The sequence below is a fragment of the Geobacillus stearothermophilus ATCC 12980 genome, from assembly GCF_030369615.1.
In the GTDB taxonomy this organism is placed as follows: domain Bacteria; phylum Bacillota; class Bacilli; order Bacillales; family Anoxybacillaceae; genus Geobacillus; species Geobacillus stearothermophilus.
Genome location: NZ_CP128494.1, coordinates 1,718,213 through 1,730,585 on the forward strand (window position 1 = coordinate 1,718,213; position 12,373 = coordinate 1,730,585).

General features: G+C 54.4%; 14 protein-coding genes and 1 pseudogene. 1 reads left to right on the forward strand and 14 read right to left on the reverse strand.

The features are described from left to right. Window positions 1-2: 2 nt before the first annotated feature. Window positions 3-137 carry a YpzI family protein gene (locus QSJ10_RS09280; RefSeq protein ID WP_064502497.1) on the forward strand — a complete coding sequence of 45 codons (135 nt, stop codon included), beginning with the start codon at window positions 3-5 and terminating at the stop codon, window positions 135-137. Between the two features lie 93 nt (window positions 138-230). On the opposite strand, the gene rpsA is transcribed toward QSJ10_RS09280, so the two are convergent. From rpsA to QSJ10_RS09350, 14 genes and pseudogenes are all read right to left on the reverse strand, one after another. Next, entirely contained in the window at window positions 231-1,394 is a 1,164-nt protein-coding gene (gene rpsA / locus QSJ10_RS09285; protein WP_033013987.1) for a 30S ribosomal protein S1, read from the reverse strand. 139 nt (window positions 1,395-1,533) lie between these two features. Next, window positions 1,534-2,121 (reverse strand): lysophospholipid acyltransferase family protein, encoded by a 588-nt coding sequence (locus QSJ10_RS09290; RefSeq protein WP_033010535.1) that lies wholly within the window; start codon window positions 2,119-2,121, stop codon window positions 1,534-1,536. Then, a complete protein-coding gene (gene cmk / locus QSJ10_RS09295; protein WP_033010534.1) occupies window positions 2,118-2,792 on the reverse strand; it encodes a (d)CMP kinase in 675 nt (224 codons plus the stop codon). Before cmk ends, QSJ10_RS09290 begins: the two co-directional genes overlap by 4 nt. 96 nt (window positions 2,793-2,888) lie before the next feature. Beyond that, window positions 2,889-3,068, reverse strand: coding sequence for a YpfB family protein (locus tag QSJ10_RS09300; protein WP_033010533.1), 180 nt, complete (start codon window positions 3,066-3,068; stop codon window positions 2,889-2,891). Beyond that, window positions 3,065-3,775, reverse strand: a complete 711-nt coding sequence (locus QSJ10_RS09305) for a flagellar brake protein (RefSeq protein WP_033014053.1) — start codon at window positions 3,773-3,775, stop codon at window positions 3,065-3,067. The genes QSJ10_RS09300 and QSJ10_RS09305 overlap by 4 nt, the downstream gene beginning before the upstream one ends. Before the next feature lie 120 nt (window positions 3,776-3,895). Further along, window positions 3,896-5,239 (reverse strand): germination protein YpeB, encoded by a 1,344-nt coding sequence (gene ypeB / locus QSJ10_RS09310; protein ID WP_053532292.1) that lies wholly within the window; start codon window positions 5,237-5,239, stop codon window positions 3,896-3,898. Between the two features lie 15 nt (window positions 5,240-5,254). Continuing rightward, window positions 5,255-6,031 (reverse strand): spore cortex-lytic enzyme, encoded by a 777-nt coding sequence (sleB, locus tag QSJ10_RS09315; protein WP_412728516.1) that lies wholly within the window; start codon window positions 6,029-6,031, stop codon window positions 5,255-5,257. Window positions 6,032-6,140: 109 nt separating this feature from the next. Continuing rightward, a complete protein-coding gene (gene prsW, locus QSJ10_RS09320; protein WP_053532290.1) occupies window positions 6,141-6,818 on the reverse strand; it encodes a glutamic-type intramembrane protease PrsW in 678 nt (225 codons plus the stop codon). 88 nt (window positions 6,819-6,906) lie between these two features. Then, window positions 6,907-7,878 (reverse strand): asparaginase, encoded by a 972-nt coding sequence (locus QSJ10_RS09325; RefSeq protein WP_033013983.1) that lies wholly within the window; start codon window positions 7,876-7,878, stop codon window positions 6,907-6,909. 70 nt (window positions 7,879-7,948) lie between these two features. Next, window positions 7,949-8,932: pseudogene (locus tag QSJ10_RS09330) on the reverse strand (YpdA family putative bacillithiol disulfide reductase); the annotation flags it as partial. A gap of 89 nt (window positions 8,933-9,021) precedes the next feature. Continuing rightward, window positions 9,022-10,293 carry a Glu/Leu/Phe/Val family dehydrogenase gene (locus QSJ10_RS09335; RefSeq protein WP_033013982.1) on the reverse strand — a complete coding sequence of 424 codons (1,272 nt, stop codon included), beginning with the start codon at window positions 10,291-10,293 and terminating at the stop codon, window positions 9,022-9,024. Between the two features lie 172 nt (window positions 10,294-10,465). After that, window positions 10,466-11,056 (reverse strand): genetic competence negative regulator, encoded by a 591-nt coding sequence (locus QSJ10_RS09340; RefSeq protein ID WP_033013981.1) that lies wholly within the window; start codon window positions 11,054-11,056, stop codon window positions 10,466-10,468. A gap of 96 nt (window positions 11,057-11,152) precedes the next feature. Continuing rightward, window positions 11,153-11,956: a metallophosphoesterase gene (locus QSJ10_RS09345; protein WP_053532289.1), complete on the reverse strand. Its 804-nt coding sequence runs from the start codon at window positions 11,954-11,956 to the stop codon at window positions 11,153-11,155. Window positions 11,957-11,967: 11 nt separating this feature from the next. Then, complete coding sequence (locus QSJ10_RS09350; protein WP_033013979.1) at window positions 11,968-12,360, reverse strand: hypothetical protein; 393 nt, start codon at window positions 12,358-12,360, stop codon at window positions 11,968-11,970. Window positions 12,361-12,373: the final 13 nt, after the last annotated feature.

A 12,373-nucleotide genomic window follows, 5' to 3' on the forward strand; every position in this document is an offset into this window, starting at 1 on the left:
GTATGGGAAAAGACCGTCAGGAGAAAAAGCTGAAACAATCGCGGCGCGTCGAGTCCGACCGCGACCAGTCATTCGCCTACAAAGGCGCAGCCCGGCTTGATACGCCGGAAGAAGCGCGCGAACGGAACGGGCAGTAACAACGCGCCGCCTGTGGAAAACCTCGCTATACGCGATCATAATAAGAAAAGGGTGTTCCGGCCTTTCTCGGACACCCTTTTTTTACACTTAGGTTATTTCAATTTTTTCAACTGCTCGCCGATCACTTCGCCGAGCTGGAAGCCGCGCGATTCCGCCGTTTTCGTATACTGGCTGTAATCTTCCGCCGGAGCGGCCGTTTCTTCCTCAAGCAGCGCGCGGATGCTTAAGGAAATGCGGTGCTCGGCCTCGTTGACATCGAGCACTTTCGCTTTCACTTCATCGCCTTCTTTCAGCACTTCATGCGGCGAACCGATGCGGCGGTTGGCAATTTGCGATACGTGGACCAATCCTTCGACGCCCGGGAAAATCTCCACAAACGCGCCAAATGAAGCAAGCCGCTTCACAGTCCCGGTGACGACATCGCCCGGCTTCACTTTTTCGCTGATGCCTTCCCACGGACCCGGAAGCGCCTCTTTGATGGACAATGACAGACGCCCGTTCTCCGGGTCGACGGCCAGCACTTTCACTTTCACCGCATCGCCTTCTTTCACCACCTCGGACGGATGGGCGACACGCGTATGGGAAAGCTGGGAAATATGTACGAGCCCATCAAACCCGCCGACATCGACAAAGACGCCGAAATCGGCAATGCGGCGGACGACGCCCTCGAGCACTTGGCCCGGCTCAATGCGGGAAAGCAGCTCTTTCTGCTGCCGCTCTTGCTCTTCCTCAACAACAGCGCGGTGTGACAAAATGACGCGGTTTTTCTCGCGGTCAAGCTCCACCACTTTGACGGCGAGCGTTTTTCCTTTGTAATCGGAAAAATCTTCAACATAGTGCGGTTCAACAAGCGACGCCGGAATGAAGCCGCGCACGCCGACATCGGCGACAAGCCCGCCTTTGACGATGTCTTTGATGACCGTTTCGAACGCCTCGCCGTTTGCGAACTTGCGCTCAAGCTCTTCCCACGCCCGCTCGGCATCGACTGCCTTTTTCGATAAAATGAGCAGCCCTTCTTCCCCGTCTTTGCCTTCTTCCACTTTTTTGACTTTCGCCGTCACTTCATCCCCAACAGCAACGGCATCGCTCGGCTTCTCGATATGCAAATTCGACAGCTCGCTGATTGGGATGATGCCATTTTGCTTGCTGTTTTCGACTTCGACAAGCACTTGCTTGTCCTCAAGCTTCACCACTTTGCCGCGGACGATATCGCCCACTCCATACACATTCACTTGCACATTCATTTCTTCTGTCATCGTAAAAACCCCTCCTTCATCGACTGGCGATCCTGCCAAAAGCGCGACTCGCGCCGAGGCCGCGGCCGGCTGTCGGCAAAATAAGGACGCTTTTCTAATTAGTATACCATATTTTCTCAATCAAAATGTACTATAATGCTTACTGATGTTGTTCAAGCAGTTGGCGGATATGATCCATAATGTAGTCGGCCGCCTCCTCCGGGCTCGCCTTCCGCGCGCGCAGCGGCGCCATATCAATCGGCGCCCCGTACACGACTTTGAGCGGCACAAACGGCCGGTACGGGCCAATGATCGCACATGGAACGACAGCCGCATCGGTGCGCAAAGCGAAAAAGCCGACGCCGGGCAGCGCCTTTTTCAGCCGGCCATCTTTGCTGCGCGTCCCCTCGGGAAAAATGCCGAGCACTTCGCCTTGTTTCAGCACCTCAAGCCCTATGCGCAACGCCTGGCGGTCGTTCATGCCGCGCTTTACGGGAAACGCGTGCAAGTTTTTGACGAGCGTTTTCACCACCGGAACGCGAAACAATTCTTCTTTCGCCATAAACCGAATCGGCCGCGGCGCCGTAATGCCGACGACCGGCGGATCTAGGTTGCTGATATGGTTGGCGCAAAGAAGCACCGCGCCTTCTTTTGGAAAGCGGTCAACCCCGATCGTTTGAATGCGGTACAAAGGGGTGAGCACTCCTTTGACGATTCCTTTGGCGAAGGAATAAAAATCCACCGTCATCCAATCCTTTCATTGACAACTTCCATAATGCGCGCCGCCACTTCTTCGACCGACAACGACGTCGTGTCGATTTCCACGGCATCCGGCGCCTTGCGCAGCGGCGCCGTTTCCCGCTCCGAGTCAAGGCGGTCGCGGCGGGCGATCTCTTCTTTCAACGTTTCAAAGTCGGACGGAAAGCCGCGGGCGATGTTTTCCTCATGCCGGCGCCGCGCCCGCTCCTCAACCGAAGCTTTTAAGAAAATTTTTACCTCGGCATTCGGCAGCACGTTCGTTCCGATGTCGCGCCCATCCATGACGACGCCGCCGCCTTTGGCCATGGCGCGCTGGCGGGCGACCATCTCCTCGCGCACCAGCGGATGCTGGGCGACGAACGACACCGCATTCGTCACCGCCTCGCCGCGAATGATGTCCGTGACGTCTTCGCCGTTGACAAACACGAGCTGCCCTTGCGGCGAAGGCTGCAGTTCAATATGCGTATGGCGAAGGAGCGACAAGAGTGCTTGCTCATCATGGACATCGACGCCGCATTGGAGCGCCCGGTACGTCAGCGCGCGGTACATCGCGCCCGTATCAATATACACGTAGGAGAGGCGTCGGGCGATCAGTTTGGCAACCGTGCTTTTTCCGGCTGCCGCAGGTCCGTCAATGGCGATGTTAATCCGTTGTTTCATAGTTCCTCCTGCTTTGTCTAAATCATTTGATCAGGGCACAAAGAAAAATGCAGGAAACTCCTGCATATTCTCATGTTCATTGTACCATATCCGCCGTCAGCGGTCGACGGCCGTTTCGATCGTTTCTGTTTTTGTCGGCTTGGCGACTCCCTCATACTCATATACTTTGCCGATATAAAGCGCCGCCGGCGTGTACAGAACAAGCCATTGGGCGATGAGCAGACAAATCGCCTGAATCGCGACAAGCTTCCATAACAGCTCTTCGATCCGCTTCATGGCGAACAACCCCGCCTTCCGTTTTTTCTAGCAGTATTCCACGCCGTCTCCTTATTTATTCCCTTCTCTTCAAGCTGCCGTTCGAAGTTGTGGCGGATGAGCCGGACGCGATCTTGCGAGGCGAGGCCGGCAAACTCGACCGCCATTCTCGCCCCGCTGTGCTCGTCGACAGCCATGCGGACGACCGTCGCCTTCGTGCGCACATAATGACAGTCGCCGGAGCGCATCGTCAGCACGAGCCAAAGCTCGACTGACATGCCGGGGCGCAGAAGCGGCGCGTGCGTCATCGGAATGTAAAGAACGGCCCCGCCTGCGCTAATATCGGCTGTCATCGTCACAAACGGGGCAAACTCGCCTCCACCAAGCGGGTGGACGGCAGCGTCAACATTCGCTCTCACCCGCACATAGCGGCGGCGCTGAATGCGGATGACATATTCGTCGCCTCGGTAATCCAAGACCACCATTGGCAACGGATCATGCACTTTCCCTTTTACCTCGGTGTCAAACATGTATAACGTTCCTTCTTGGCTGACAAAACTTGCCTTAAACTGCATCCCGTTTAACAAATACACTGTTTTTCCCGTCTGCTCGTCAACGGGGTAGCCAATATGGATCGCCCCGCCGTCGACGGCAAGCACTTTGCTTCGGTATTGGCGTGCCGAGCCATCAAGCGGCTCAAGCCGAATCGGATCCCCAATTTTGATCATCATGTTTCCGCTTCCCCTTTTCAGCTGGATGCCGTTTTTGTACGATCATTATACCACAGAGTGGGCGCTTGAGGCGGACGGAAACAAAAAGGAAGCCATGTTTCAGGCCTCCCTCTGTTTTCATTCGTAATTCGGTTCGACGCTTTCAAGCTTTTCCACTTTTTCCTCTATGCCGGTTGACGCGTTCATAAACAGCTGATACGTATCATCACCGAGCGTCCCTAAAAACTCGTAGCAAAGCACTGGCTTTTGCAAGTCGTTCATAATGACCGCCTGGCGCTGTTCCATTACCTTTAGATGCGGATTCAACTTTTTCTTCACTTCTTCGGCAGTGATCGCCGGTTTCGGCAGCGGGCGCGGGATGGACGACGACAAATAGTCGCGCGCCGTAAAGCCGACGACATGGCCGTTGTCAAGCGCCACTTTCATTTGGATCGCTTCCGGGTAGATGCGGACGCCGTTTTCGCTTTTCACAAACGTGAGCACGGCGACGTTATCGTACTGTGTGCTGTCATACAGCTCAAACCCGGTGAATTTGTGCCGCTTCAAAAACGCCATTCCGCGGTTGGTCGCCTCATGCAGGCTGATCGTCGGTTTGCCAACCGGCCGGCTGTTTAACACCCAAATCGGATAGCCGCCGTTTTTCGTTATATCCATGTAAATATCGCCTTTTGTTTTCGGATCGTGAATCGTCAAACTGTAAAAGCGTTCGTCGGCCCCTTTGCCGCTTTCCGTCACCTTGATCTTCTCCGTTCCTTTCAAGCCGAGAAAATCGCGTGCGATCCGCTTTGCTTCATCTTTGGAAACCGGGCGGCCCTTCGCGCGGACGAACCCTTTTTCCTCGTTGGCCAGGCCGATGAATGACGGACCAAACTCGGACGAACTTGAGAACGTATCAACATTTTTTTCGACCGCTTTGAAGCCGTCAATGATGATGTTGTCTTCTTTTTGATCGTTCGTTGCCAGCGCCAGTTCGACGTCCATCCAGCGCAAATTGTTTTCCAAGACTAAATGCTGCACATTGCGCAGCTCTTGGCGGATCGCCCCGGCACTTTTATACAGCCCTTGCAGCGTCTTATACTCTTCTTTTGTCAACGGCTCCTCTTGCAAATCACGCACTGCGGTCCGGTAGGTGAATTCACCGATTTGCGACAAAAATTCTTGCGTTTTGTTAAACGGCAAAAGCGACAGCGGCAGCTGTCCGACATCGGAATGGGCTTCCGAGGCAATTTTCCATATTTCAGCGAGCGCCGGCGACAATGACGCATGCGAGTTCATCGCCAGCGTGGCGCCCAGTTTATCGTGAAGCAAGTCAATTTGATAGGCCAGATCGTGAAAGGCGCGCTGATAGTTGTTCTCCGCATGAATCAAGATCGCATTTTTCTCTTGATGCTCGCGATAGCCCCAGTAACCAGTGCCGACGACAGCGACGACAAGCGCTGCAATCAGTAAGTTTCGCACCATCTCGTCTCCCTCCTTTTATTTGCAAAAAATATGGTTTCCAATCCGCTTGATTTGCGGCCGGCTCCAAATCCAAGCGCTTGTCGCCGTCGCCGGATTAAAGTAGTAAATGGCCCCGCCGGTCGGGTCCCAGCCGTTGATGGCATCGAGCACCGCTTTTTTCGCCGTTTCGTTCGGCGTCAGCCAAATTTGTCCGTCGGCCACTGCGGTGAACGCCCCAGGCTGAAAGATCACCCCGGCAACCGTGTCCGGAAACGACGGGTGTTCGATCCGATTCAAAATGACGGCCGCGACGGCTACTTGCCCGATGTACGGCTCACCACGCGCCTCGCCGTAGACAGCATTCGCCATGAGTCGAATGTCATTTTGCGAAAACCCTTTCGGCACATTGGATGCTGTCGTTTTCACCGTTCGCCCGCCGCCTCCGCCGCGTTTTTTCACCTGCTGGCTGAGCGGAATGCCGCCGTAATGGGTGAACTCATTTCCTTGACGGATTTGCTCTTTCACAAACGACTCGTAATATTTCGATGCGTTCACGAGCTTTCGTTTCGTCTCGGCGCCGGCCAGACCATCGACCGGCAGCCCGTATTCGTATTGAAAGTTGCGCAGCGCCCAATACGTGCGCCAGCCGAACACGCCGTCAATCTTTCCGTTGTAAAAGCCGAGATACTGCAGCCGCGCCTGCAATTCAATGACATCGTCGCCAACCGCGCCACGCTGAATCACCTGCGGGGAAAAAGCAGCCGCATGGCCGGCCGGATGCATCCATGTCATCAGGCCGATCAACATGAGCATGACCAATTTCCTTGCCATATGCAAACCTCCCGTCAACCATCGTCATTTTTACCCCTATTTTTCTTCAACTTCTCCTTTTTATGCAAAAAAACAAAAAAAGCCAAGCATGTTACGCTTGGCTTTTCACGGATGGCATCTTCTCAACGCGGACGGATTCTTTCACTTGTTTCACTTTGCGCAACGCCACCCACCATAAGATGAGCATGAACGGCCCCATGTAATACCCCCACTGCTTTTGGGCGAGCAGAATCCAGTCGTAAACGCCGTGAAGGAAAAACGGCAGCAAAAACGACGCCCATAAATAATAGCGGCGCTTTCGGCCGGCAAATTTGGCTTTGCCAAAATAAAACCCCATAATGACGGCAAACAGGGCATGGCTTGAGACCGGCAAGAGCGCCCGGGCGATTGCCGTGTCCACTCCGTTGGCGAGCAAATACAAAATGTTTTCGAGCGTCGCAAATCCGAGCGAAACGCTGGCGCTGTACACAATGCCGTCATACGGCTCATCAAATTCGTCATGGTCGTAGACAAAAAAATAGACGACAAACCATTTGACGAACTCCTCAAGCAACGCCGCCGAGAAAAACGCCTCGGCAGCCGGCGAGGAGACGATCCCTTCGGCAGCGAGCACATACTCAATAAACATAATCGGAAAAACGAGCAAGGCGCCGAAAAAAAACATGCGCAGCACAAAGGAGAGCGGCTCGGCCTCATACTCGTCCTTTAAATAAAAATAGCTAAGCAGCGCCACCCCGGGGGCGACGCCGGCAGAAATCAACGAAAACATGCCGATCCCCGTTTCTTTGTCGGTTTATCTCTATCGTACCACGAAACAGAGCGATGAAAAAGACGAAATTGCCAAGCGGCCCGCCGACCTAATAGGCGAACAAGCCGTCAACGGCGGCGCCGGCGGCGAGAGCGACGGCGAGCTTGATGCGCGCTTTTTTCGCGTCATAGTCGCTACCGAGAATGACCCCTTTTTTATGCAAATCATAGGCGCTTCCCACGTAATCGTACGTTGTATACACCGCCCCCTCCTCAGCGCTCGTCGTCACCACGACCTTAATCCCGTCGTTGACGGCCTTGACGATTTCATCCACCATGTTCGGCGCCACTTGCCCGCGGCCGACTCCTTCAAGCACGATTCCGGCGACGCCGCTTTCCCGGGCCGCTTTAATAAACTTGCCGTCCGCCTCCACGTAACATTTCACAATGTCGACAGGCGGAAGCGGATGCACGAGCCGGAAATGCTCGCGCCGGATCGGCTTTTGGTACACGTACACTTCATCGTTGTCGATAATGCCCAAATAGCCGAACCCGAATGCGTTGAACCCTTGAATGTTGGAAGCATGCTCCTTTTTCACATATTTCGCAGCAAAAATGCGCTCGTTGAATACGACAACCGTCCCCGCCCCGCGCAGCGTTTCAGCGCACGCGGCATAAATGGCATGGCGGATGTTGATATACACATCGCTCCCTAAATCAAACGGAGCTCGCTGCGAGCCGGTGACGACGATCGTCCGCGGATCGTCAATGGTCAAATCAAGAAAATACGCTGTTTCCTCGAGCGCGTCCGTCCCGTGGGTGACGACGATGCCATCCACAGACGAATCGGCGAAATGCGCCTCAATCCGCCTTTTCAATTCAAGCCAATGCGAAAACGTCAAATGCATGCTCGGGAGCTGAAACACGCTCTCAACCACCACTTCAATTTCCTTTGGCAAATGGCAGAGCGAAGCGAGCTCTTCGCCGCTCAATGCCCCGGCCTTTAGGCGGCCGGAGCGCTCATTTCGTTTGCTGGCAATCGTGCCGCCAGTCGTCAGCAGCACAACTTTCCGTTCAGCCACATTCGTCCCCCTCACTTTCCCGTTTTCCATCACAGCGCCCGTTTCCGCCGTGCGGATGCAAGTATAGCGGCTTTCGGGCCGCCGCTTCCCGCTCGCGCCGGGCGATGCAGGCGGCGATAGCGTCCCCATGGAAACGGCCGTTTTCAATAAAAATTTCGTTCGCATTATTGCCGGCCGCAATCACCCCGGCGATAAACACCCCTGGGACGTTCGTTTCCATCGTTTCCGGGTCGTAGTGCGGCCGGCCGCTGCCCGGATCGACGCCGACGCCGATGTTCATTAAAAAGCGATGGTCCGGATGGTAGCCGGTCATAGCGAACACGAAATCATTTTTGATCGTTTTCGTCTCCCCGTTCACTTCGTAAATGACCGCATCTTCCGTGATCTCTTTCACATGGGCATGAAATTCCATGCGAATGACGCCTTTTTTCACAAGGGCGTCAAATTCCGGCAAAATCCACGGCTTAATGCTTTTGGAATATTCCCCGCCCCGGTAGAGAACCGTCACGCGCGCCCCGGCTTTGACGAGCTCCATCGCCGCATCGACGCTCGAGTTTTTGCCGCCGATGACAACACAGTCCGTGTTGAAGTACGGATGCGCTTCTTTAAAGTAATGCATCACTTTCGGCAGCTCTTCCCCCGGCACGTTCATATAGTTCGGATGGTCGTAATAGCCGGTGGCGATGACGACGTACTGCGCGCGGTACGTCCTTTTTGTCGTTTCAATCAGAAATGCTCCGTCTTCCTGCGGCTTGACGGTTTTCACTTCTTCAAAAGCATTGACGCGCACTTGCTTGCGAACCACGACTTCCCGGTAATAAGCGAGCGCTTGATTTCGCGTCGGCTTCCGGTTTTCTGTAATAAACGGCACCCCGCCGATCTCGAGCCGGTCGCTCGTACTGAAAAACGTCTGATGCGTCGGAAAACGGTAAATCGAATGGACGATGTTCCCTTTTTCGATTACAAGCGGCGAAAACCCGGCGTCTTGCAAGGCAATCGCCGCCGCCAGCCCGCACGGTCCGCCGCCGACGATGATGATTGTTTCTTTCCTCATGTTTTTGTCACCTCGCACGAAGCAAAAAATCCCCTATCTTATGATAGGGGATTTCGCGAAAGCTTGCAAACATCACTTGCTTGCTCGCCTCACACCCAGCCGCGGAATCGGCACGCTTCCGCCATTTTGCGAACGCCGACCATGTAAGCGGCAAGGCGCATGTCGACGCGGCGCGTCTGCGCCATTTCATACACGTTATTGAACGCTTTGACCATCACTTTTTCAAGCCGCTGTTCCACTTCTTCTTCCGTCCAATAGTACCCTTGGTTGTTTTGCACCCATTCGAAATACGACACCGTCACGCCGCCGGCGCTCGCCAGCACGTCCGGGACGAGCAAAATGCCACGTTGCGTCAAAATTTCCGTCGCCTCGAGCGTCGTCGGCCCGTTCGCCGCCTCGACGACGATGCTCGCCTTAATGCGCGGGGCGTTTTCAGCCGTAATTTGGTTTTCGATGGCCGCCGGCACTAAAATATCGCAATCGAGCTCAAGAAGCTCTTTGTTCGAAATCGTATTTTTAAACAGCTTCGTCACCGTGCCAAAGCTGTCGCGCCGTTCGAGCAGATAGTCGATGTCAAGGCCGTTCGGATCGTACAGCGCGCCGTACACATCAGAAATGCCGACGACTTTCGCTCCGGCGTCGTGCAAAAATTTGGCCAAATAGCTGCCGGCGTTGCCGAACCCTTGGACGACGACACGCGCGCCTTCGAGCGACAGGCCGCGTTTTTTCGCCGCTTCACGAATGCAAATCGTCACTCCTTTGGCCGTCGCCGTTTCCCGGCCATGCGAACCGCCGAGGACAAGCGGTTTCCCGGTGATGAAGCCCGGCGAATCGAACTCGCGGATGCGGCTGTACTCATCCATCATCCACGCCATAATTTGCGAGTTTGTAAACACATCCGGCGCCGGAATGTCTTTTGTCGGCCCTACGATTTGGCTGATAGCGCGCACGTAGCCGCGGCTTAAACGCTCCAGTTCGCGGAACGACATCGTGCGCGGGTCGCAGACGATCCCGCCTTTGCCGCCGCCATACGGCAAGTCGACGATGCCGCACTTTAAGCTCATCCAAATCGACAGCGCTTTCACTTCGCGCTCGGTGACGTCTGGATGGAAGCGCACCCCGCCTTTCGTCGGGCCGACGGCATCGTTATGCTGCGCCCGGTAGCCGGTAAAAATTTTCACCGATCCGTCATCCATGCGCACCGGAATGCGAACGGTCAGCACGCGGATCGGCTCTTTCAAGAGCTCATACACCTCTTCCGGATAGCCGAGCTTTTCCAACGCTCTATGTATAACAATTTGTGTCGACGCCAGCACGTCGTCTTGTTGCCCCTTCTCCTCCGTATGCTTATCGGCTGCCATACGTAAACCTCCTACAAGCTCGCTATAATAGTTTGTCGCCTTCCATGTCATAGTATACACCTTCTGTCGGCGTCTGCAAAGGAAAAATGATGAAACGCGCAAACCGCTTTATGGAAGCCTTTCGCGCGAAAAAATAGACTCCTTGTCCATATAAAGGAGTCTTGGCTACGCCCTAGTTGGCCCGAAAATAGTGAACGAGCTGCGCAATGGCGCGCCGTTCGATCAACTGCTTTCCATATTCTTGCACACGGTGTATCGTTATCGTGGCTGGGTTGCCAAACTCGGCCAGCAAGGCGACAAAGTTGTCGAGCGGAATCGGCGGTTCCTCGGCAACGTGCAAGTAAAAGCGGCCTTGATACGAATAAAGCGTGCCGTCGAGGCAGCCGACCGCATGCAGGCGATGAGCGAGCTGGATGACATCTTCGAACGCTTGGAATTCGTAAAATATGTCATCGCTCTCATCGAGCGTTACCTGCATCTCAATGTAATCGTCGGCGAATTCTTCTTCCATGTCGTCGTAGTCGCCTTCATTCGTGACGATAACGACCATGCCCTGTGCCGGTAAAGAGTAGACTTCGACCGCGATCGATCCGTTCACCTCAAAGCCGAGCTCTTCGCTCGCTTCCTCGATCATATCGCGGAACAGCTGATGGACTTTAAACGTGTCCTTCCACAAATCGTCTTTCGTCAACCCGCGGTCCAGCAAATCGTCAAACGTCAAGAAAATTTTAATTTTGTTGTGGGTCAAGCGCTCAAGACGCATCGACACCCCTCCTTACCTACAGAGCCATCTCTTACCGTTATTGTATGACGCAATCGGCAATTGGTTCGTTTATTGTGTTTATTGTTATTAATGAGTTTACATCGTTTTCCCGGTTTTAGACAAGCATTTTTTCTCAGGTGTCGGTTTTCCGGGCACAATCGTGATGAGATGAGTCTCTGCCGGCGCTCCGAGGCGAAGCGGCACCCCGGTCGTCCCGTAGCCGTTACTCGTTAACACCGCCGTGCTGCCCTGCCATTTGAGCCCTCCTTTTTCATACAACCCAATGGAAAAGAAGCGAATTTGTCCTCCATGCGTATGGCCGCTCAGCACGAGTGAAATGTGCTGCTCCTCTCTTAGGCGAGCGACGATCGCTGGGTTATGGCAGGCTAATATACGAAATGATTGAGGCGGAACGTGTTCGAGCGCCCGATCGATATCCGCCTCCTTTCGGCTTACATCGCCGACGCCGATGAGCGCGACCGGCACACCGCCGTGCTCCCATACTTTCGCTTTGTTTTTGAGCACGTGGACGCGCTCTTCCTCAAACACTGATTGAAGATCGTAGTCGACTTCGTCATCATTGTTTCCCCAAACAAAATAAACAGGAGCGACCTCGCGCAACCGACGCACATTTTCACGGACGCGCGCTTCGGGCACCCCTCTTTCGGCCAAATCCCCGCCAATCACGACAAGATCCGCTTTTCCCCTTACTTCCTCAAGCATGCGTGACGAAACGATCCGCCGATGAATATCAGAAATAAAAAAAATCGTAAGCGGCGGCCAATGATCGGGAAAATGAGGAAACGACAGGATCACGTGACGAACCCAGTTGCTGTGCGCTTCTTTCCATATATAACCAAGCAAAACAAGAAAACTCGTGATCATTCCCCCGATGATCATACTTCCTCCTGCTAAAGCCGATCATCTTTGGTCAACCGGCGGTCTCTCATCGTCATCATACCATAAAAAAAGGAAAAAACAAAAAAAAGCGCCGCCAGCGGCCAATGAAACCGAAACGCCCAATAAAAATGGCCGAGCGCCGCCAAACTAGCCACCCATTCCCCGACACGAAACCGCCGGCCGGACAACAGACGCACCATCCCGCCGACTGCCGCGCGGATGAGCGCCCCGTTGGCAGCCGTCCCGAACCAAAAGCAAACGAGCGCAAGCCATGTCCGCAGCGGGGCAAACAGCAAATCGGTCAAAAACCGCTCCAGCGAGAACGGCTCGAGCGGCGGCAGCCAGCGAAAAAACAAATACGTGCACAAAACAGCGGCCATGGCGGTCATCGATAGACGGCCCATGGTTTCCTCCTTA

Coding starts and splice junctions, on each gene's coding strand:
- QSJ10_RS09280 (WP_064502497.1), top strand. CDS start 3: ATGGGAAAAGACCGTCAGGAGAAAAAGCTGAAACAATCGCGGCGCGTC.
- rpsA (WP_033013987.1), bottom strand. CDS start 1,394: ATGACAGAAGAAATGAATGTGCAAGTGAATGTGTATGGAGTGGGCGAT.
- QSJ10_RS09290 (WP_033010535.1), bottom strand. CDS start 2,121: ATGACGGTGGATTTTTATTCCTTCGCCAAAGGAATCGTCAAAGGAGTG.
- cmk (WP_033010534.1), bottom strand. CDS start 2,792: ATGAAACAACGGATTAACATCGCCATTGACGGACCTGCGGCAGCCGGA.
- QSJ10_RS09300 (WP_033010533.1), bottom strand. CDS start 3,068: ATGAAGCGGATCGAAGAGCTGTTATGGAAGCTTGTCGCGATTCAGGCG.
- QSJ10_RS09305 (WP_033014053.1), bottom strand. CDS start 3,775: ATGATCAAAATTGGGGATCCGATTCGGCTTGAGCCGCTTGATGGCTCG.
- ypeB (WP_053532292.1), bottom strand. CDS start 5,239: ATGGTGCGAAACTTACTGATTGCAGCGCTTGTCGTCGCTGTCGTCGGC.
- sleB (WP_412728516.1), bottom strand. CDS start 6,031: ATGCTCATGTTGATCGGCCTGATGACATGGATGCATCCGGCCGGCCAT.
- prsW (WP_053532290.1), bottom strand. CDS start 6,818: ATGTTTTCGTTGATTTCTGCCGGCGTCGCCCCCGGGGTGGCGCTGCTT.
- QSJ10_RS09335 (WP_033013982.1), bottom strand. CDS start 10,293: ATGGCAGCCGATAAGCATACGGAGGAGAAGGGGCAACAAGACGACGTG.
- QSJ10_RS09340 (WP_033013981.1), bottom strand. CDS start 11,056: ATGCGTCTTGAGCGCTTGACCCACAACAAAATTAAAATTTTCTTGACG.
- QSJ10_RS09345 (WP_053532289.1), bottom strand. CDS start 11,956: ATGATCATCGGGGGAATGATCACGAGTTTTCTTGTTTTGCTTGGTTAT.
- QSJ10_RS09350 (WP_033013979.1), bottom strand. CDS start 12,360: ATGGGCCGTCTATCGATGACCGCCATGGCCGCTGTTTTGTGCACGTAT.